General features: G+C 58.7%; 22 protein-coding genes and 1 tRNA gene. 7 read left to right on the top strand and 16 right to left on the bottom strand.

Features of this window, described 5'->3' with window-relative positions; translation table 11 throughout:
• Positions 1-63: 63 nt before the first annotated feature.
• A complete protein-coding gene (locus ACVVH8_RS07425) occupies positions 64-657 on the top strand; it encodes a nitroreductase family protein (protein ID WP_315447028.1) in 594 nt (197 codons plus the stop codon).
• Positions 658-778: 121 nt separating this feature from the next.
• Here ACVVH8_RS07425 and ACVVH8_RS07420 read toward each other — a convergent pair whose 3' ends face one another.
• The 4 genes from ACVVH8_RS07420 to ACVVH8_RS07405 form a co-directional block, all read right to left on the bottom strand.
• On the bottom strand, positions 779-1711 hold the full coding sequence (locus ACVVH8_RS07420; protein WP_103307058.1) for a D-2-hydroxyacid dehydrogenase: 933 nt from the start codon (positions 1709-1711) through the stop codon (positions 779-781).
• A 105-nt stretch (positions 1712-1816) separates the two neighbouring features.
• Positions 1817-2110: a YcgL domain-containing protein gene (locus ACVVH8_RS07415; protein WP_103307060.1), complete on the bottom strand. Its 294-nt coding sequence runs from the start codon at positions 2108-2110 to the stop codon at positions 1817-1819.
• A complete protein-coding gene (gene rnd, locus ACVVH8_RS07410) occupies positions 2107-3240 on the bottom strand; it encodes a ribonuclease D (RefSeq protein ID WP_077571546.1) in 1134 nt (377 codons plus the stop codon). The genes ACVVH8_RS07415 and rnd overlap by 4 nt, the downstream gene beginning before the upstream one ends.
• Positions 3241-3403: 163 nt before the next feature.
• Positions 3404-5053, bottom strand: a complete 1650-nt coding sequence (locus tag ACVVH8_RS07405) for a phosphoethanolamine transferase (RefSeq protein ID WP_475229288.1) — start codon at positions 5051-5053, stop codon at positions 3404-3406.
• Positions 5054-5451: 398 nt separating this feature from the next.
• On the opposite strand from ACVVH8_RS07405, the gene ACVVH8_RS07400 reads away from it, so the two are divergent.
• Together ACVVH8_RS07400 and ACVVH8_RS07395 are read left to right on the top strand one after the other, a co-directional pair.
• On the top strand, positions 5452-6636 hold the full coding sequence (locus ACVVH8_RS07400; RefSeq protein WP_475229286.1) for a cyanate transporter: 1185 nt from the start codon (positions 5452-5454) through the stop codon (positions 6634-6636).
• A 197-nt stretch (positions 6637-6833) separates the two neighbouring features.
• Positions 6834-7769, top strand: coding sequence for a LysR family transcriptional regulator (locus ACVVH8_RS07395; RefSeq protein ID WP_475229284.1), 936 nt, complete (start codon positions 6834-6836; stop codon positions 7767-7769).
• 62 nt (positions 7770-7831) lie between these two features.
• Here ACVVH8_RS07395 and ACVVH8_RS07390 read toward each other — a convergent pair whose 3' ends face one another.
• The 5 genes from ACVVH8_RS07390 to ACVVH8_RS07370 all read right to left on the bottom strand — a co-directional run bounded on the left by ACVVH8_RS07390 (position 7832) and on the right by ACVVH8_RS07370 (position 12995).
• Positions 7832-8752 (bottom strand): LysR substrate-binding domain-containing protein, encoded by a 921-nt coding sequence (locus tag ACVVH8_RS07390; RefSeq protein WP_103307067.1) that lies wholly within the window; start codon positions 8750-8752, stop codon positions 7832-7834.
• 87 nt (positions 8753-8839) lie between these two features.
• Positions 8840-10936 carry a DUF6311 domain-containing protein gene (locus ACVVH8_RS07385; protein ID WP_475229281.1) on the bottom strand — a complete coding sequence of 699 codons (2097 nt, stop codon included), beginning with the start codon at positions 10934-10936 and terminating at the stop codon, positions 8840-8842.
• On the bottom strand, positions 10933-11319 hold the full coding sequence (locus ACVVH8_RS07380) for a GtrA family protein (protein WP_103307069.1): 387 nt from the start codon (positions 11317-11319) through the stop codon (positions 10933-10935). The genes ACVVH8_RS07385 and ACVVH8_RS07380 overlap by 4 nt, the downstream gene beginning before the upstream one ends.
• A complete protein-coding gene (locus ACVVH8_RS07375) occupies positions 11316-12026 on the bottom strand; it encodes a class I SAM-dependent methyltransferase (RefSeq protein ID WP_401297774.1) in 711 nt (236 codons plus the stop codon). Before ACVVH8_RS07375 ends, ACVVH8_RS07380 begins: the two co-directional genes overlap by 4 nt.
• Before the next feature lie 3 nt (positions 12027-12029).
• Entirely contained in the window at positions 12030-12995 is a 966-nt protein-coding gene (locus ACVVH8_RS07370; RefSeq protein ID WP_475229279.1) for a glycosyltransferase family 2 protein, read from the bottom strand.
• A gap of 277 nt (positions 12996-13272) precedes the next feature.
• On the opposite strand from ACVVH8_RS07370, the gene ACVVH8_RS07365 reads away from it, so the two are divergent.
• Positions 13273-13464 (top strand): YegP family protein, encoded by a 192-nt coding sequence (locus tag ACVVH8_RS07365; RefSeq protein ID WP_103307075.1) that lies wholly within the window; start codon positions 13273-13275, stop codon positions 13462-13464.
• A 152-nt stretch (positions 13465-13616) separates the two neighbouring features.
• On the top strand, positions 13617-13823 hold the full coding sequence (locus tag ACVVH8_RS07360) for a hypothetical protein (RefSeq protein ID WP_103307076.1): 207 nt from the start codon (positions 13617-13619) through the stop codon (positions 13821-13823).
• Between the two features lie 134 nt (positions 13824-13957).
• Here ACVVH8_RS07360 and ACVVH8_RS07355 read toward each other — a convergent pair.
• From ACVVH8_RS07355 to dapA, 5 genes are all read right to left on the bottom strand, one after another.
• Positions 13958-14047: transfer RNA gene (locus ACVVH8_RS07355), tRNA-Ser, on the bottom strand.
• 83 nt (positions 14048-14130) lie between these two features.
• Entirely contained in the window at positions 14131-14844 is a 714-nt protein-coding gene (purC, locus tag ACVVH8_RS07350; RefSeq protein ID WP_103305607.1) for a phosphoribosylaminoimidazolesuccinocarboxamide synthase, read from the bottom strand.
• A gap of 28 nt (positions 14845-14872) precedes the next feature.
• Positions 14873-15634 carry an MBL fold metallo-hydrolase gene (locus tag ACVVH8_RS07345; protein ID WP_103305606.1) on the bottom strand — a complete coding sequence of 254 codons (762 nt, stop codon included), beginning with the start codon at positions 15632-15634 and terminating at the stop codon, positions 14873-14875.
• Between the two features lie 6 nt (positions 15635-15640).
• Positions 15641-16756, bottom strand: coding sequence for an outer membrane protein assembly factor BamC (gene bamC / locus ACVVH8_RS07340; protein ID WP_103305605.1), 1116 nt, complete (start codon positions 16754-16756; stop codon positions 15641-15643).
• A gap of 17 nt (positions 16757-16773) precedes the next feature.
• Positions 16774-17652: a 4-hydroxy-tetrahydrodipicolinate synthase gene (gene dapA / locus ACVVH8_RS07335; protein WP_047292292.1), complete on the bottom strand. Its 879-nt coding sequence runs from the start codon at positions 17650-17652 to the stop codon at positions 16774-16776.
• Positions 17653-17991: 339 nt separating this feature from the next.
• Between dapA and ACVVH8_RS07330 the strand changes: the two genes are divergently transcribed.
• Positions 17992-18552, top strand: a complete 561-nt coding sequence (locus ACVVH8_RS07330; RefSeq protein ID WP_016984694.1) for a glycine cleavage system transcriptional repressor — start codon at positions 17992-17994, stop codon at positions 18550-18552.
• 10 nt (positions 18553-18562) lie between these two features.
• Entirely contained in the window at positions 18563-19036 is a 474-nt protein-coding gene (locus tag ACVVH8_RS07325; protein ID WP_475229277.1) for a peroxiredoxin, read from the top strand.
• Positions 19037-19163: 127 nt separating this feature from the next.
• Here ACVVH8_RS07325 and ACVVH8_RS07320 read toward each other — a convergent pair whose 3' ends face one another.
• Together ACVVH8_RS07320 and ACVVH8_RS07315 are read right to left on the bottom strand one after the other, a co-directional pair.
• Complete coding sequence (locus ACVVH8_RS07320) at positions 19164-20234, bottom strand: AI-2E family transporter (protein ID WP_103305602.1); 1071 nt, start codon at positions 20232-20234, stop codon at positions 19164-19166.
• A 32-nt stretch (positions 20235-20266) separates the two neighbouring features.
• Positions 20267-20506: a sulfurtransferase TusA family protein gene (locus ACVVH8_RS07315; RefSeq protein WP_038358357.1), complete on the bottom strand. Its 240-nt coding sequence runs from the start codon at positions 20504-20506 to the stop codon at positions 20267-20269.
• Between the last annotated feature and the right edge of the window lie 66 nt (positions 20507-20572).

Below are 20572 nucleotides of genomic sequence, written 5' to 3'. Positions count from 1 at the left end.
CGCAACTGATCCCGCCGGGTTTTCGTTCGAATCTTTTACTCAAACGTAGCAAGGAATTTCTTGATGAGTGCCAACCCTCGCGTTGCCGAATACGCCATTCACCCACAGTTCACCGACCGCTGGTCGCCCCGCGCCTTTACCGGTGAAGCGATCCCGGAAGAAACCCTGCTGAGCTTTTTCGAAGCGGCGCGCTGGGCGCCATCGGCCTACAACTCGCAGCCGTGGCGCTTTCTGTACGCACGTCGCGATACGCCGAACTGGGAGCGTTTTCTCGGTCTGCTGAACGAATTCAACCGTGGCTGGGCGCAGCACGCTTCGGCGCTGGTGATCGTGATCTCGAAAACCACCTTCGCCGTGCCGGGCGCCACTGAAGAAACGCCGGCGCTGTGGAGCACCTTCGACACCGGTTCGGCGTGGGGTCATCTGGCGCTGCAAGCCAGCATCAGCGGCTGGCATACCCATGGCATGGCCGGCTTCGATCAGGAGCTGACGCGCAAAGAGCTGAACATTCCTGAGGGTTATGCGCTGCATGCGGCAGTGGCCGTCGGCAAACTTGGCGACAAATCGACGCTGGCGGATTACCTGCAAGCGCGTGAAGAGCCGAGCCCGCGTCGCCCGTTGAGCGAACTCGCGGCAGAAGGCGACTTCACCCTCTAAGCCACAACGCAAAACAACTGTAGGAGTGAGCCTGCTCGCGATGAGGCCGTGTCAGTCGACATTAATGTTGTCTGACACACCGCTATCGCGAGCAGGCTCACTCCTGCATTGTTTGCGTGAATCAGTAACCGCGGTTGAAATCCACTTCCCCGCGCAACGCTTCACCCGCCTGATACGCCCGCAGATTCTCGACAAACAACTGCACCATCAACGCCGGTGAAGTCGGTGCCGAGCTGTGACCGGTCAACAGCAAACCCCAGGCCGTCCAGAACGGATGACGTTGCGGCAACGGTTCCTGACGGCAGACGTCGATCACCGCGCCCGCCAGATGCCCTTCCTTCAAGGCCTCCACCAGATCCGCATCAACCACCGCCACACCGCGCCCGACGTTGATGAACAACCCGGTCGGCTTGAATTGCTTGAACAGCGCCGCGTCGTAGATATCGTGGGTGTGTTCGGTGTTCGGCAGCAGGTTGACCACGTAATCGACCTCGCCCACCAGACGCGGCAGATCCGCCATCGAGCCGACTTCAACGAACGGTGCCTGCTCACGGGCGCTGCTGGCGATACCGTACAGTTCGACGCCGAACGGCAACAGGAACTGCGCAACGCTCTGGCCGATGTCACCGGTGCCGACGATCAGCACCTTGCGTCCGACCAGGCTCTGGCCGGTGCGGTTGTCCCATTTGCGCTCGACCTGGCTGACCAGCCGCGCCAGCACTTCGCGTTCGTGGCCGAGCATGTAGGTCAGCACGTATTCGGCCATCACCTGGCCGAAAATCCCCACCGCGCGGGTCAAGCGGTAATCCCGACGCAAGCCATCAGCGAGCAGCGGCGTGATGCCGGCCCAGGTCGATTGCAGCCATTGCGGTTGATGGCCCTGGCGCAACAGGGTCGCGAGCAGATCCGGTTGCCCCAGCCACACCGGGCAATCGGCGGCCTGACGGGCCAGTTCAGCGGAGTCGCCGCTGGTCAATACTTCAAGCTCCGGCGCTGCCTGACGCAGCAGCCGGGCGTATATCGCGTGGTCGTGTTCAGCAATCAGAACGCGCATCTTCAAACCTTTCGCAAACCGTGCAGACAGCCGCCGCTTTCAGGGCGGCCATCGCGGTAAAAACAGTTCCAGGGTTAACAGAGGCCCAGAACAGGGCCTCGCCGATCAGACCGGGTCGTTGCGGCGCAGCAACTCTTCGGGCAAGTGCTCGATGTACTCGTCCTCGGCCGGTGGCATTTGCAGGTGATAGCCCTGCTTGTCGAGGTTTTCCAGGACCACGACGATGTCCTCACTGGCCAGTTTGCGCTCAGGCGTCAACACCAGACTGAAGGAAAATATGGCTTTGCCGAAAGCCGCCATCAACGCCTCGGGCACGCGTTCCAATTCATCGCTCTTGAGCACATAGAGGTACATGCCTTTGCGCTTCGAGCTTTGGTAAATAGAGCAAATACGTTTCAAGGCTGTTCTCCGGCGGTGGCCAGGCTGTCGAGCAGCTTCTGGCCCATGAGTTCGCGGCGCCAGCCACGCAACGACTCAGGCAATTGGTAAGGACCCTCGGGGTAGCCGCTTTTGACCAGCGCTTCGAGGGTTTTCTTGCGCAGCATCAGCTCTGGGGCAATGCCCAGACGCTCGGCCTCAGCCTGGCCCAATGCGCGCAGTTGTTTGATCAACGCTGCCGCTTCGATCGGCAATGGCTCTGCTACAGCAGGCGGCCATTGATCAGGCCCCACACTGCCAGAGCGCTTGATCAGATCAAGCAGAAATTGACCGTCCTGACGCACGGTACGCGGGTGCATGTCTTCGATCTTGCCCAGCGCGGCGAGGTTGTCCGGTTGGGTACGCGCCAGCGGCCACAGCGAGTGTTCACGAACGATGCGGTTGCGTGGCAGATCGCGGGCACGGGCTTCTTTTTCACGCCAGGCGCACAGCTCACGCAGCACAGCCAGTTGCGCGCGAGACAGTTTCCACGCCAGTTTGGCTTCGCGATAGACCTCGTAGGGGTCGGTTTCGCGACGCAGGTTGGCGACCAGTTCGGCGCCGTCTTCCAACACCCAGGCGAATTTGTCGTCAGACAGTTTCGGCCGCAGCTGGACGAAAACCTCCGCCAGATGCACGGCATCTTCAGCGGCGTAGCTGATTTGCGTGTCGGACAACGGACGCTGCAGCCAGTCGGAGCGGGTTTCGCCTTTCGGCAGTTCGATACCGAGCACTTCCTGCACCAGTCGCGAATAGCCCATCGAGAACCCTAGGTTCAGATAGGCAGCGGCCAGTTGCGTGTCGAACATCGGCGCCGGCAGACTGCCGGTCAGGCGCAACAGGACTTCGAGGTCTTCGCTGCACGCGTGCAGGACTTTGAGCACTGCCGGGTTTTCCAGCAATGCGGCCAGCGGTTGCCAGGCATTGATGGTCAGCGGATCTATCAGGTAGGCGCGTTTGCCGTCGCCGACCTGCAACAGGCCGGCAATCGGGTAAAAGGTGTCGACCCGCATGAATTCGGTGTCGAGGGCCACGAAAGGCAGCTGCTGCCACTCGGCGCAAAATTGCGCGAGGCTTTCGTTGTCGCGAATCCAGTGAATATCGATGGCCACACGGCTCTCCCTTGAAGAATGGCGCGCAGTATATATCGCCACTGGCGATTTACGCGCCTGCGAAGGGCAAGAGCTGTAACGAAATGTCCTGCCAAAGAGCAAGAATAGTCTGACAGAGGAAACGGACAGGCCCGTCGGGTCAGAACGACGGGCCCTAAACGGCTCAGTCCTTGGCCAGCACGCCGTCAATCACCGCGCCACGGCATCCGGCAAACAGGTCCAGATCCGGCTGATAGACCTTGCTGCGCACCTCCAGCAGGCCAAGCATCGAGTGGAACAGATTGTCCTGACTCAACGGTTTGTCACGACTCATTTGCAGGCAATGGGTGTCGACCGAATAAGCCTTTTGATAGTTGTCGGAGAACCACGCGAGCATCGCCACATGCTTTTGTTGCTCGGGTGCCAGCATGTAAGGCGTGCCATGCAGGAACAAGTTGTACTCGCCCAGCGACTCACCGTGATCAGACAGATACAACATCGCCGTATCGACTTTGTCCTGATTGTTGCGCAACACATCGATCAGGCTCGACAGCACATGATCGGTATAGACCAGGGTGTTGTCGTAACCGTTGACGATACTTTCGCGGCTGCAATTGTTCAGCGCGTTACTTTCACAGACCGGCGTGAAGTGCTCGTATTCCTTTGGATAACGCTTGAAGTATTCCGGGCCGTGACTACCCATCTGATGCAGGACCAGCACGGTGTCCTTGTCCAGATGATCGATAAAGCCTTGCAGACCTTGCAGCAGGATTTCGTCGCGGCACTCACTGTTGGCGCACAGCGCCGGATCCTTCAAGTTGCTGACATCCTGCACGGTGACTCGATCACAGGTGCCTTTGCAGCCGGACTGGTTATCGCGCCAGATCACGTCGATGCCGGCACGCTTGAGCACGTCGAGCAGGCCTTCTTCGTTCTTCGCCTTACTCGCGTCGTAATCCTTGCGGCCCATGTTGGAAAACATGCACGGCACCGAGACCGCGGTTTCAGTGCCGCAGGAATGCACATCGGTGAAAGCGATCAGCCCGGCTTCCTTGTCCAGTTTCGGCGTGGTGTCACGGCCATAACCGAGGATGCCGAAGTTCTCTGCGCGGGCACTTTCCCCCACCACCAGTACGGTCAGGGATTTGCGCGGCTGGACTTTCAGATCCGGGTTGCGTTGTGCGTCTTCGCCAATTTTCACGAACGGTTGCTGCGCCGAGACGACCTGCTCCCGCAGGTAACCGGCCGACGCGCCAATGTAGTTGCTCGGCACGAGCATCAGGCGCAGTTCATGGTGATTACGAAACAGCGAAGACAATCCCTGATAGTTGGCCAGCGCCACACCACCGATGACCGCCACCGACGCCACACTGACGACAACTTTACTGAGCAGTTCGTGATGCCAGCGACGATAGGTGACTGGAACTTTCCATAACAACCACGACGGTAAAACGCCTAACAACAAGACATACATAAACAACTTCAGCGACAACAAGTCACGCACTTCCGTGACATTGGTTTCAGCGAAGTTTCGAAACATGCCCGCATCAATCATCACGCCATACTGGCTCATGAAATAAGCCACGCCGGCGCTGATCAAGAACATCAAAGTCAGGATGGGTTTAAGCAGCGGACGAAAGGCCAGAAAAGTCAGCACGATGTTGAACGCGGCAAAGATCATCACGGCGAAAGCCACGCGCATGGCGATGCCTTTGCCATCCGCCGCAGTAATCTCGAACAAATGCTGCCAGAGCACAAAGTTGAAACCGAGCAAAAGAAAGGCACTGGCAATCAACGTTACCCATTCCGGGCGCACGGTTTTTAACTTCAACATAGAGGTGGGCAATTCCTGAAAAGAAGCGCCTGGGTTAATTGTGAAAAATTCATTAACCGAGGCATAACAAACTTTAGGCAGGCAACCATCAATTTTTTGTGAAAAAGACGCCAACGATTAGTTGGCAGGTGGCTATAACGCGAACTTGTGAAGTATTTGAGAATGATTCAGTTCTGGTTAAGTTTTGGACCAGACACTTTTCTGTGGGAGCGGGCTTGCTCGCGAAGAGGTCGGCACATTCCGCACTGAGGGTGACCGCCCCACCGCTTTCGGGAGCAAGCCCCCTCCCACAAGGAGAGAAGTGTTATCGACTTTTTAAATACTGCTCGGGATTTTCTGGTTTGTCCGGTGCGACAGCCGGGCGCCTAATTGTCAGCCTCTCGCTCATAGGTCTGAAGATGGAAAACGTCCGCACCACCGCCCGCCCCGCTCTCTGGCTGATGCTCGCCATCATTCTGGTCGCACTTAATCTGCGTCCATCGATGGCCGCGGTCGGGCCATTGCTCTCGGCCATTCGCGGCGATATCCCGTTGAGTTACAGCCTCGCGTCGCTGCTGACCATGCTGCCGGTGATGGCCATGGGCATGGCGATGTTTTTCGGCATCGGCATCAGTCAGCGTCTGGGTGAGCAGCGCACAGTGCTGCTGTCGCTGCTGATCATCGGGTTGGCAACACTGGCGCGGCTGTTTGTCGATTCTGCGGCGGAGCTGATTATCAGCGCGGTGCTGGCGGGAATCGGCATCGCGCTGATTCAGGCGTTGATGCCGGCGCTGATAAAAGCACGTTTCCCGGACAACGTGGCGCTGTGCATGGGCTTGTACGTGACCTCGATCATGGGCGGCGCGGCCATTGCCGCCTCGTTCGCCCCACTGGTGATGGTGCAAACCGGAAGCTGGCGCCTCGGATTGGCCATTTGGGCAGCGCTGGCGTTGTTCGCCTTGCTGTTCTGGTGGTCACAACGCACCCATCTGCCAAACGCCGTCAGCGCTGCCGCGAAGAAAGAATCGTTTTTCGCCAATTCCCGCGCCTGGTTACTCGCGGTCTTCTTCGGTCTGGGGACGGCGTCCTACACCTGTGTGCTCGCCTGGTTGGCGCCGTACTACGTTGAAAAAGGCTGGAGTGAACAGAACGCCGGTCTGCTGTTGGGTTTTCTGACGGCCATGGAGGTGATTTCCGGCCTGGTGGTTCCGGCCATCGCCAATCGCAGTCGTGACCGGCGCGTGGTGTTGATGGCGCTGCTCGGATTGATCATCGTCGGCTTCTGCGGGTTGATCCTCAGCCCAGACCATCTCAGCCTGCTGTGGCCCTGTCTGCTGGGGCTGGGTATTGGCGGACTGTTTCCGATGAGCCTGATCGTCTCGCTTGACCACCTCGACAATCCACAGCGTGCCGGCGGCCTTACCGCTTTCGTGCAAGGCATTGGTTATCTGATTGCCGGCCTCTCCCCTCTTCTGGCGGGGATGGTTCGTGATCAACTCGGCAGCTTCGAATGGGCGTGGTGGTCGCTGACGGCGGTGATGGTGGTCATGCTGCTGATGGTGCTGCGCTTTGATCCGCGACATTACACGCAGCATATTCGATGATCGCAGAAGCCCATGAGCTAGAGGCCTCTGGCCATCTTTGCGCGGATTATTCAGCGACGTCGTGTTGCTAAAACTTTCTGTCCCACAACTGTCCGTGAAATGTCCTACAGGGGTTTCTCCTAGCACTATCGTTCCGTTAGGATCGTTCGCACACGTTTGCGCGGATTCAGCGCAAGGAGCACAGCGAGACAGTACGGATGCTGAACAGTAACTTGCTTCGAAAGCTCGACATGCAGGACCTCATGGTGTTTATCGCCGTGTATGAGCAGAGCAGCGTCACCGATGTGTCGGAAACGCTGTTCGTCAGTCAATCCACCGTCAGTTATTGCCTGAAAAAACTGCGTACCAGTTTCGAAGACGAGCTGTTCATCAACACCCGTACCGGCATGCGCCCGACCTACAAGGCCTGCAGCATGTACGGCCATGTGCAGAAAATCCTCGAAAGTATCAACCTGTGCCACGCCGGTGCCCCGGCATTCGATCCGAGCCGGCAAGCCGTCACCTTCAACATCTGCGCCCCGGAGTACTTCGAGCAACTGATCCTGCCGCGTCTGTTGAAGCGTTTCGACTACGATGACTTGCCGGTGATGGTCAACATGCACAAGTTCGAAACCGACGTGCCGGCCGATGAACTGCGTGACGGCAGTCTCGACCTGGTGATCAGTTTCGGCCCGAACTTTCACCGCAATCACACTGACCTGAAGTCGCGGATGCTGCTTGAAGATGATCTGGTCTGCGTCTTCGATAAACGTGCCACACCACTGGAACCACGTCTGAGCCTGCAAGCCTTCACCGAACGCCGGCATGTCTTTCCGACACCCTGGACGTCCACCACCAACATGGTCGATGGCTGGCTGGCACGGCAGGCGCAGAAACGTCAGATCGTGGCACGCTCCAACAGCTATAGCGCCGCACTGAAAATGATTACCGGCACCGATTTCATCCTCACCCTGCCCCGGCGCATCCAGCGTTTACTGACCAAAGAAGCCATCTTCAATCACTGTGAGGCGCCGAATGGCCTGCCGGGGTTCACCCTCGACATGCAATGGAGCCAGCACGCCGACCATGACAGCGCCAACATCTGGCTGCGCGAGCAAGTGATCAAGGTGTGCAGCGAACTGGAAGTCGCCTGAAGCTTCACCAATGCCGGTTTTGCAAATCCCTGCAGGCGCTGTCGCGCCTGACTGCAGTGATTTCAAGGCGCGGTGAGGGGGCGCTCGCTCATGAACGCTTCCAGCCGCGAACGTAACCAGCGTTCGGCCGGGTCGCTGTCGACGTGACTGAGCCAGACCATCGATAGATCGAGCATCGGCGTCTTGAAAGGAAACGGCTCTTTGAACAGCAATCCGGACGCAGCCATGGCCTCGGCGGTGTAATCCGGCAGACTGGCAATCAGATCCGTCCCGGCCAACAAGGCAGGCAATGCGCTGTATTGCGGCACTGACAACACGACCTGCCGGGTGCGACCGAGTTCGGCGAGCCACTCGTCAGCGTAACCACTGATGTTCGCCGTGTGGGAAACCAGCACATGGGGGCGCGAGCAGTATTCATCGAGGGTCAACGGTGAGTCGGATGCATCGGCACGCAGGATACTCGGCTGGATATGCCGCAGCAGTTTGCGTTTGGCATTCGCCGGCAAACCACGGGTCTGGCTGATGCCCACGGTGATATCACCCGCTGCGAGCAAGTCGGGAATCCGCCAGTAATCGACGTGTTGCACCACAAACACGACTTTCGGCGCTTCCTGGCGCAGGGCGCGCAGCAAGGGTGGCAACAGGCCGAACTCGACGTCATCGGACAAGCCGATGCGAAAGGTCATGTTGCTGACAGCAGGATCGAAATTGTGCGTCAGGCTCAGCGCGACGGACAGCGAATCGAGCGCCGGCGAGAGATGACGAAACAGTTCTTCGGCACGGGCCGTAGGCTCCATGCGATGGCCGACGCGGATAAACAATGGATCGTTGAACATCGAGCGCAAGCGATTGAGCGCCGAGCTGATGGTCGGCTGGCCGAGAAAAAGCTTTTCCGCCGCCCGGGTCACATTGCGTTCGAGCATCAAGGTCTCGAACACCACCATCAGGTTGATGTCAGCCTTGCGCAGTTCATTTCGATTCATCCATTGCTCCCCTGATCCCCAGACTGGAGGCAGTGTAGAAAGTCCTTGGGCCTGGCGTCCATCAGCATCCACACAGTGTTTCAGCGCTTAGTGGACGGTCAGCGTTTTCAACCCCAGCCCCATGACCCGCGCATCATCATTCAAGCCCAGCTGTTGCGGGCTGACGGCATCGGGCAGATGCAACTGAAGTTTCAGCAGCCCCTCCTTGCCCAACGTCTCGCGGATGGCCGTACTGAGCGGAATTTCCAGCCGGTTGTCTTGCACCTGCGTCAGACGCGTCGACAACACCTGTTCACCATTGATGCTGACGATGACCCGCTGGGTAAGACCTGGCGGCATCACGAATGCCAGTGCCTCCAGCACGATCACTTGGGTATCCGGCTTCACCCGCAGGGTGATTTCAGCCTCCGTCCCTTCGCTCCAGGTACCCCAGGTTTCAGGCGCCGCCCAGCCCTTGGTCAGCTGTCGGCTTTTACGATTGAATGTCTGCACCAGCCCTGACTGGCTGGACGGAATCGAGGACATTGCCCGCCCCTCATCAACCATCGCCAGGCATTGATTGCAGTGTTTCCAGCCCGGTGCCAATACAACAAAATCGTCTACGCGGGTCAGCAGGTCAGTGTCGCTGTGCACACTGTTGATGGCCGCGTCCAACGCCTCATCATCAATGATGTACAGCGAGTCGGCCTCGTAATCGCCCGTCGCCAGCCTGCGCTGCGCATCGAGCTGGGTGCGTTCGAGGACAGAAGGACTCATGCGCCCCATGTACACGGCATCGGTCTGCAATCGATGAGCAGCGGCGAAATCGGCGATGGCCTGCCACTGATCGGGCTGATTTTTCGGGATCATCGCGCGGATATTCTTGTAATGAGCCGCGGCGCTGTCCCAGAAAGGATCATGCATGGGGCTGGCCCAGGTGGATGTCGGTGGCAGCATTTTCGCCGCCCGCAAACTCGCCCAGGCAATGCGGGTATCCACCACTTGCACCACCAGCGCCAGTGCTAGCAAACCGATGGCGGTGCGCGCGCGATAACCACGCACGACGAAGAACACCAGCAGCACGACGATGGCGTAAAACACCGGCCAGAACATGCGACCCGAGGCGCGAAAAATACTCGCCAGACGCTCTAGGATTTTGGGTAGCGGATAGCTGAACGTGTGCGTGCCCCAACCGATCTGGTTCGACAGTGCGAACAGGGTCAATCCCAGCATCGCCAACACCAACCAGGGCCGGCTGCGCAGCAACGCCTTCAAGGAAATGCCGCTTCTGAACCAGGCGATGCTCGCCAATGACAGCAATAACAGAACCCCGAGGCCCAGATAATTGAAGCCTTCATAATCGCCGCCGCCGTTGGCAAGGTTTGGCAGAACATATGACCAGCCATCCGAATCGACCAGGGACAGCAGATTCATTCGATACCAGCCAAACCCGCCACCGCCCGCGCCGTCGACAATGCTGAAATACCCGGCTTGCCAGCAGCACACGCCGACCAGGGCAAACAGACTGGCGAACTCGATCAGGCCCTGACGTCGGGTCAGTTTGCCGACCCAAAGTTTGCCAAGCACATCCGCCACCCAGATCAGCGCCACCATCACCAATAGATACGCATGCACCAGTGCCGTGGCGGCCAGCAATGTGCCCCATGCCAGGCGCCGCCGTTGGAGCATCGGCTGCAGCGCCAGGTAAAGGGCCGCCAGAATCAGGAAGTGTCCGGCCAGGGACAAGTGCCCTCCGGTACGAAGAAACATCGGCGGAGAAAACACCAACAGCCCCGCGCCCAGCAGTCGAAGCACGGGGTTATCAGTCATCAACCCGAGCAATTGCCAGGCAAACCAGGCCTGCAAAACGAAACAGGCCAGCAACCAGATTCCGAAATACTGAAAGGTGTCCGGCAACCAGCCACTGAACGGTTTGAACAGCAGCGCCATCAGTGGATTGGAGTCAGAAAAGATGATCGCGCTGCCCAGCTCCAACCCATACGACGGGTTGAGCCCGAGCGGAAACGTCCAGGGCGAATGACGGAAATTCACCCAGCCCAGGTAATGCGTTGCCGGATCACCGTCCTTCAACCAAGCGATGTTCTGCGGATCCAGCGCCTGTGGACCGATCACCAGGAAGAACACCAGCACGCCCAGCAGGATCGGTAGCAACGCGAGGGCCGGATGGGTGTTCGAAACCTTCATCGATACGTCCAGAAGTTATGCAGCACAAAAGTGAATGCCGGAATCGTCAGCGCCACCGCACCGATGCCCAACAGATAGTGGAGCCCGGCCATTTGCGCAGCCCAGGCAACCAACATCGCCAATAAAAACCCACCCAGCGATACCAGCAGAAAACGCATCAGGGTTCTGCCATGCAGCCGGGCCGAGAAACTCCAGGTGGTGTTGATCACGTAGGAAACGACGGTCGCGACGGCAAAAGCCACGCCGTTGGCAAGCGGTGGCTGAGGGGCGATGAAATTGATGAACAGCACCGCGACCAGGGCATGCAAGCCAGTGACGAAAATCCCGGTCAAGGCAAAACGCAAACCGCGCTGGATCAACAGGGATTTTTCCGCTGAGGTCACGGTTTTTGCGCCAGCACAAAAACGCTCAAACCGGCGAGGCGATTGGTGCGCATCAATGGCAGCTCCAGGCTGCAAAGGGCCTTGAGCACCGAGTTCACCAGCGGGTGATGACGCTTGAGCTGCGAGCGTGGCGTTGCAGTCTGCGGGCCCTGTGGCAGCAAACGCAGTGCCGCCGCAATCGGGAACACCGCGCCGAAATAATAGGCACCGCGCTGCACCGTCAGGCCGGCATCGCGAGCCAGTGTCTCGAACTGTGCCAGGGTGTAGCGGCGCTTGTGTTCAAGAAAGTCGTCGTGACCGCTCCAGAGAAACTGGAACGCCGGCACCGTCATCAGAAAACGGCTGCCGGACGGCACTTTGTCGACGTATTCCTTGAGCAGACCGAGGTCGTCATCGACGTGTTCAAGGACATCCATCAGCAGCACGAGATCGGCGTCAATGGTTTCGATGCCGCGCCGGTAATGCACCGGTTTGCCGGTGGTGGTTGCATCTGAATCAACGGGGTAGCTGATATCCACGCACCAGGCCTCACGCGCATCGGTCTGGCTCAACAGATGATGGGAGAAAAACCCGGAACCGGCGCCCACATCGAGAATCCGCTTGATCGGCGCATCGCCGAGCAAGCGACGGGTGGCTGCCGCTTTGGAACAGTAATACCAATGCTCGCCGATGCTGTCGCCGAGGATGTCGGTTTCCTTGAGATCCATGTGTCAGTCCTTGGGGTCGTAGACGCGACGCACCAGATAAACCGGCCGGCGTTTGGATTCGATATAAGTGCGGCCCAGGTACTCGCCGAGCACACCGATGCCAATCAATTGCAGGCCGCCAAGGAACGTGACCGCGACCATCAGCGAGGCGTAACCAGGCATGTCGACACCGTGGACCAGCGTACGCACCACGATAAAAATGGCGAAGGCAAACGACACCAGCGACACAAGTGCCCCGATGTACGTCCAGATCCGCAACGGTTCGGTGCTGAAACTGGTGATGCCTTCCAGGGCAAAATTCCACAGTCGCCAGCCGTTGAACTTGCTGTGCCCGGCCACGCGCTCGGGGCGCTCGTAATCGACGTGAGTGGTGCGAAATCCGACCCAGGCGAACAAGCCTTTCATGAAGCGTCGGGACTCCGGCAAGGTCAGCAACGCATCGACCACACAACGATCCATCAGGCGGAAGTCGCCGACGTTCTCCGGCAATGGCTGTTCGGCGATTTTATTGTGCAGGCGATAGAACCAGTGCGCCGAGGTCTGCTTGGCCCAGGTATCGCTGCGGCGACTGATGCGATGGCCCAGCACCACTTCGTAGCCTTCCCGCCAGCGCTCGATCATTTGCAGGATCACTTCAGGCGGATCCTGCAGATCGGCATCGATCGGCACCACGATCTGCCCCGTCGCCATTTGCAAACCGGCAGACAACGCCGCCTCTTTGCCGAAGTTGCGACTCAGATCGACGATGCGCAGGCGCGAGTCTCGCTGCTGGCGCTCAAGTAAACGCTGCAACGTGGTATCAGTGCTGCCGTCATTGACGAACACCATTTCAAGGTCAATTGACGGCTGGGTCTGAAAGACCTCATCTATGCGCAGGAGAAACGTGTCGAGACTGTCCTCCTCGTTAAAAACGGGGACAACCAGCGATAACGTCACCCGAACGGCCTGTTGCGTTCCGTGCTCAGTCAAAGGAGTGCTCTTTTTATAGTGTTTGTCGGTCGACGAAAGATTTTCGACGCCATGAGCCGTCCCGTATTAAGCAGTAGCGTCGACGGCGTTGCAAGGGTCAAACGGCGTCATTTCGGCCAAACCAGAGGCCTGACCCGGCGCTCTAGTCCGCACTCCTCAGAAACATCCGCGAACGATTGGAAACAAATGTCCGATAGCCAAAACACCCGCCTGCGCTAGGCTTGCGTCGATGCGCCACACAGGCTGTCGCACGCACAAATCGCATGGAGCGAACTGAATGTATTTCGAGATTTACAGGCAATCCAGAGGCACCCCAAGCACCGGCAAAGGCCAATGGCGCTGGAGGCTGCGCGCGGGCAATCACGAGACCATCGCCAGCGGCGAGTCGTATGTGAACAAGGCGGATTGTTTGCATGTGATCGCGCTGATCAAGGGTGCAACGGGAGAGACGCCGGTCAAGGAGATTTAACCGCGAGAGCCAATGCACGACTGCGTCCTACAGCCCTTTCCTTTTTTGTTCGAACCAGTGGCTAGTTATCCCAACGCCTCTACGCTGACCGTCGTATGGGGCAATCCGGCCCTGTTCCACCTGATCAATCGAACTCGAAAGGAGCCGTAAAAATGGCTAGAGACAAAGCGAAAGACGACAAGCACTTCAACTGCTCGCAAGAACACGAAGCGGACTATGTCGCCGGCCTCTACCCACATGCCAAGGACGAAGTGAAAACCTTCCTTAGCTCGGCATGCAAGGACAAGACGCTGCACAACTCGACGCATAAGGATGTGTATGAATTGATCAAACGGAAGCTGGGGCACTCGCAGCCGTGAGTGATTGATTGCGGGGAGTTTTAGACCCTGCAGACATGGAAAAGCCCCACAGAGTAAATTCTGTGGGGCTTTTCCAAGGCACCGAAAACAAAAAAGCCCCGTAGCTTTTCAGCTACGGGGCTTTTTCTATGTAATGGCGGAGAGATAGGGATTCGAACCCTAGGTACCGGTGAAGGTACAACGGATTTCGAATCCGTCCCATTCGGCCACTCTGGCATCTCTCCAACGGCGCGCATCATAACAACACTTTTACCGAAAGCAAACCCTCTTTCGAAAATTTCTTCGTGCTATCAGATGCTTGCGTCGATTAAAGCGGTACACCCAGACGATTGGCGACTTCTTCGTAGGCTTCGATGACGTCACCGAGGCCCTGGCGGAAGCGGTCCTTGTCCATCTTCTTCTTGGTGTCCTTGTCCCACAGACGGCAGCCGTCCGGGCTGAACTCGTCGCCCAGGACGATGGAGCCGTCACTGAACACACCGAATTCAAGCTTGAAGTCGACCAGCAGCAGGCCGGCGTCGTCGAACAGCTTGGTCAGGACTTCGTTGACCTTGAGCGACAGTTCTTTCATGCGAACCAGTTGCTCGGCGGTACCCCAACCGAATGCCACGACGTGGGATTCGTTGATGAACGGGTCGCCCTTGGCGTCGTCCTTCAGGAACAGCTCGAAGGTGTACGGGTTGAGCTTCATGCCCTCTTCGACGCCCAGGCGCTTTACCAGGCTGCCGGCGGCGTAGTTACGCACGACGCACTCAACCGGGATCATGTCGAGTTTCTTCACGAGGACTTCGTTGTCGGCCAGCAATTTGTCGAACTGGGTCGGAATACCGGCCGCTTCGAGTTTCTGCATGATGAAGGCGTTGAACTTGTTGTTCACCATGCCTTTGCGGTCGAGCTGCTCGATGCGCTTGCCGTCGAACGCCGAGGTGTCGTTGCGAAACAGCAGGATCAAGCGGTCAGCGTCGTCGGTCTTGTAAACCGATTTGGCTTTGCCGCGGTAGAGTTCTTCACGTTTTTCCATGATGGGCTCCGCTTGCTAAGTAGGTGGGCTAGGCGATGTGGCGCCAGTCGAGCCCTGAATCTTGATCGGCCAGTTGCAGCCAGTCCGGGTCGCACCCGAGGGTGTCGACAAAACATTGCCGGGCCAGCTGCGGCAAGTTGTTCTTGCTGCTCAGGTGGGCCAGGACCAGGTGTTGCAAGCCCTGCCAACCCAACTCGGACACCAGGAATGCCGCCTGATGATTGTTCAAATGTCCCAGCTCGCCGCCCACCCGTTGCTTGAGAAAGTACGGATAGTGACCGCGGGCCAGCATGTCGCGGCAATGGTTGGATTCGATCATCAACGCATCGAGATCCCGATAACCGTCCAGCACCCGCTCGCAGTAGGAACCCAGGTCGGTCAGCAGGCCGAAGCGCCGCTGCTCGTTATCACTGAATACATACTGGGTCGGTTCCTGCGCATCATGGGCCACGGCAATGACCCCGATATTCAGCGCACCGATCTGCAGTTGCTCGCCGCCGGCCAGAAAGCCTGCGGGTTCAATCGGTTTGCGCATCCCGCGCAGTGTGCCGCGACTGAGGTAGACCGGTAGATTGTAGCGCCGAGACAGTAAACCCACGCCATGCACGTGGTCGGCATGTTCGTGGGTTACGAGTATCGCGCTCAGTTGCGCCGGGTTCACCCCCAGGCGCAACAGGCGTTTTTCGGTTTCCCGCAGGGAAAAACCACAATCCACCAGCACATACGTATCAGCACTGGCGATCAGCGTGCCGTTCCCTTGGCTACCGCTGCCGAGAACGGCAAAACGCATGGTTGATCAGCCCAAGTTGTCCTGAATCACGCTCAACACTTTACGCGCCACTTCAGCCGGCGCGACGGTGTTGATGTTTTTCTCGACGGTCACCTGAATGTTCTCGCCAACCTTGCTCAGACGAACCTGATAACGCTCGGCACGGGCTTCGACTTCTTCCTTGCTCGGCGCGCTGCCGAACAGGCTGCTGAAGAAACCAGGCTTGTCGTCTTTCTTCTCGGCTTTTTCGGCCAGGTTGATGTAGTACAGGCCCAGGCTGCGGTTGATGTCTTCAACGCGCCATTCGCCCTGTTCCAGCGCGCGGCCAACACTCGACCAGGCACGGTCCAGATCGGTACCGACGTTCAATACCGGGTTACCGCTGCCGTCTTCGCTGAGGCTGACACGGCTCGGTGTATCGAAATCACGCGACGCCAGCATCGATACCGAACCGCCCTTCTCGGCGATACGGCTCATGCTCGCGAGCATGTCGTCGACCAGCGCTGCGTCCAGGCCAGTATTGACCGAACGATTGGTGAAGGCGACGTCGGCGGTGCTGCCGGCAGGACGCTCGGCGCTGACCACGTAGATTTCACTGGTGTTGCGCTGCACGCCCGGTTCGATACGCACACGAACGCGGGTTTCGCTGTCGCTGGCGACACCCGCCGCGCTCAGGCGCTTGGCCATGGCGGCGGACAGTTCATCGGAATGCTGCCAAGTGGTGGTGAATTCGCCGGTTTGCGGGCGCTGTTCATCCAGACGGAAACCGTTGTCCTGGAAGAACTGCACCGCCACTGGCCAGACTTCAGCCGGTGGATGCTGGGCCATGACCCAACGCGAATCGCCACTCTTCTGCAGCGAGTAGTCGGTCGCATCGGCGATGGCCGACAACGGCTGTGGACGTGGAACGATGTATTCGCCCTGGGCGGTGTCGTCAGCGACGTTACGCGGGATCGGCAGCAGCGGATCCAGACGCTTGGAGGTGCTGACATCCGGTGGCAGTTGCATCGGTGCAGTCTGTTGCGCTTGCAGGTAATCGCTACCACGGTCGCGGAAATAACCTTCCGGCCCCCAGACCCATCCACAGCCACTGGTGCTGGAGATAATCAAGGCAAGTGCGGAAAGTCCGGCCATTCGCTTCATGCGTTGTACTTCCTCAATTAAACCAGGACGCTGCACTGGCGCAGGGCCGTGCGAAGCGTTTCATGACAAGGTGCGCTCAGCCAGGTCAGCGGCAGGCGGATGCCTTCGTGCATCAGGCCCATTTCAACCAAAGCCCACTTCACCGGAATCGGGTTGGCTTCGATGAACAGGTCCTTGTGCAGCGGCATCAGTTTTTCGTTGATGGCCCGTGCGGTGTCGGCATCGCCCTTGAGCGCGGCCTCGCACAGATCAGCCATTTCGCGCGGGGCGACGTTGGCTGTAACAGAGATGTTGCCCTTGCCACCCAGCAGGATCAGCTCGACTGCGGTCGGATCATCGCCGGACAGCACGATGAAGTCCTTGCTCACGCCGTCGATGATCGCCTTGGCACGTTTCAGGTCGCCGGTGGCTTCCTTGATGCCGATGATGTTCGGCACGGTGGACAGGCGAATCACGGTCTCGGCCTGCATGTCGCAAGACGTGCGGCCAGGCACGTTGTAGAGAATCTGTGGAATGTCGACCGCTTCAGCGATGTGCTTGAAGTGCTGGTACAGGCCTTCCTGGGTCGGCTTGTTGTAGTACGGAACAACCAGCAGGCAGGCATCGGCGCCGGCTTCTTTGGCGTTGCGGGTCAGCTCGACGGCTTCACGGGTCGAGTTGGCGCCGGTGCCGGCAATGACCGGGATGCGCCCGGCAACCTGTTTGACCACGGCTTTGATGACGGCGATGTGTTCTTCTACATCAAGGGTTGCCGACTCGCCGGTAGTACCGACCGCGACAATGGCATGGGTGCCGTTCTTGAGATGGAAGTCCACGAGTTTGCTGAGGCTGTCCCAGTCAAGACGCCCTTGTGCATCCATGGGAGTGACCAGTGCCACCATACTGCCCGCAATCATGAAACCGCTCCTGCCGGAAAAAGAGAGCGGTAATGGTACTGGCGCCAAGATGCTTGCACAAGCGAAGTACTGCGCTGCCGCCATTCCCCTTGGCGTCGCTTTTCGCTACCCTTCAGACTTTGATCGGTACTGATCAGCTTGTACGCCGGGTTCCAGCCTCCCTTTTCGGCCTCCCAGACCCCGTTCCTGCGTCGCATCGACGCGCTCCCGCTATAGTGGAGCGAGCCGCGAGCGCATGCCGGGGCATTTTGAACGGACCGCCCGAATCGGCACACACTGGCGCAGCCCGGCGCCCAACGTCCGTAACCTACCGACCGCTCATCGCTTTAGGAATGCTGCATGTCCACCCCCACAGTCCGCGAACAATTCCTTGTCATCAGTGCCCTCGGCGCCAACCCCATGGAGCTGACTAACGTCCTGTGCCGCGCCAGCCATGAAAATCGCTGCGCCGTGGTTACTTCACGCCTGACCCGCCACGGCGAGTGCAGCGCGCTGATCCTCGAGATCTCTGGCAGCTGGGACGCCCTTGCGCGCCTGGAAGGCAGCCTGTCGGGGCTCGCCAAGAAGCACGCCTTCACCGTCAACGTGGTGCGCAGCGCGGCGCTGGAAAATCGGCCACAGGCGCTGCCATACGTGGCTTACGTCAGCTCGGCTTATCGCCCGGACATCATCAATGAGTTGTGCCAGTTCTTCATGGACCACAACGTCGAGCTGGAAAACCTGACCTGCGACACGTATCAGGCACCGCAGACCGGTGGCACCATGCTCAACGCCACGTTCACCGTGACCCTGCCGGCCGGCACCCAGATCAGTTGGCTGCGCGACCAGTTCCTCGATTTCGCCGACGCGATGAACCTCGACGCACTGATCGAGCCTTGGCGCCCACAAAACCCAATGTAAGGAAGCTTTCATGGCCGTTGTCATCGACCAACCGGTTACGGATTTCGAAGCACCTGCCACCAGCGGGCAAACCGTCAGCCTGTCTGCCTTGAAAGGCAAGCAAGTGGTGATCTACTTCTATCCGAAGGACAGCACCCCCGGTTGCACCACCGAAGGTCAGGGCTTTCGTGATCAGTACGCAGCGTTCCAGGCTGCCAACACGGAAATCTTCGGCATTTCCCGCGACAGCCTGAAGTCGCACGAGAACTTCAAGTGCAAGCAGGAGTTTCCGTTCGAGTTGATCAGCGACAAGGACGAGGCCGTGTGCCAATTGTTCGACGTGATCAAGTTGAAGAAGCTGTATGGCAAGGAATATCTGGGCGTTGATCGCAGCACCTTCCTGATTGATAAGGACGGTGTGCTGCGTCAGGAATGGCGCGGCGTGAAAGTGCCGGGGCATGTGGATGCGGTGTTGGCTGCGGCTCAGGACCTGGATAAAGCCTGATGTTTTTGTGGCGTTATCACTGACGCCATCGCTGGCAAGCCAGCTCCCACAGGGTTTCCGGCACACACGAAATCTGTGGGAGCTGGCTTGCCAGCGATGAGGCCAAAAGCCTCACCAAAGAAACGCTTTAAAGCAGCGGCGCCACTACCGGCTCCTTGCGCGGCCACGCATCCAGCACAGCCTTGAACAGCGTCGCCAGCGGAATTGCAAAGAACACCCCCCAGAATCCCCACAACCCGCCGAACAACAGCACCGCGCAGATGATCGCCACGGGGTGCAGGTTGACCGCCTCCGAGAACAGCAGCGGCACCAGCACGTTGCCATCCAGCGTCTGGATGATTCCGTAGGCCGCCATCAGATAAATGAACTGATCGCTCCAGCCCCACTGGAACAGCGCAATCAGCAACACTGGCACGGTCACCACCACCGCGCCGACGTACGGTACCACCACTGACACACCGACCAACAACGCCAGCAGCGCAGCATAATTAAGCCCGAGCGCAACGAACGCGATGTAAGTCACGCCACCGCAAATCACGATCTCGATGACTTTGCCGCGAATGTAATTGGCGATCTGCCGATTCATTTCCTGCGCGACCCGAGTGATCAGCGCCCGCTCACGGGGTAAATAGCCGCGCACCCACTCACCGATCATTGCCCGGTCCTTGAGGAAGAAAAACACCAGGATCGGCACCAGCACCAGATAGATCATGATGTTGACCAACAGCGGCAAGCTCGACAGCGAGAAGGTCAGCGCCCACTGGCCAAACTTGCCGATTTCGCCGCGCGCCGCTTCGATCGCCTGTAGCACTTGCTCATCGGACACCAGATGCGGGTAACGCTCCGGCAGCAGCAACAGCAGCGATTGCCATTTGGCGAGCATGCCCGGCAGTTCGTTGAACAGCGTGATCAACTGATGCCAGAGCAGCGGCAGCACCACGACGATGAATAGCATCAGCACGCCCATAAAGAGCGCAAACACCAATCCCACCGCCGCACCACCCGGGACCCGCAGACGCTCCAGCGTGACCACCAGCCCCTGCATCAGATACGCCAGCACCATCCCCGCCAATACCGGCGCCAGCATGCCACCGAGGGTGAGCACGGCGGTAAAGGCCAGCACCAGCAGAACGGCCAGCACCACGGCTTCCTCATCGGAGAAATAGCGCTGAATCCAGTCGCGTAACACTTTGAACATCAATAATCCTTAGGTCTTTTACGCTGTCGGTTTCAGGCTTTTTTCAACCAGTAACGGTAGACGCCCGCCTCGTCTTCTTCGCGCAGCAGCGTATGACCGGCCAATCGGGCAAAGGTGCGGAAGTCGCGCTGCGAACCCGCATCCGTGGCGATCACCTTGAGTACGGCGCCGCTCTGGAGCTTGTTGAGTTCCATTTTTGCCTTGAGCAACGGCAACGGACAATTCAGGCCACTGGCGTCCAGTTCCACGTCATGGGCTACAGCGTCAGTCATTGCGTCACTCCGGATCAGGTCAGTCGAGCTGCCTAGAATATCTGGTCGCAGCTTCGGTGTCCGGCT

This window comes from Pseudomonas trutticola BRTCR10, from assembly GCF_056155105.1.
This window is presented reverse-complemented; position numbering and strand designations above follow the sequence as displayed.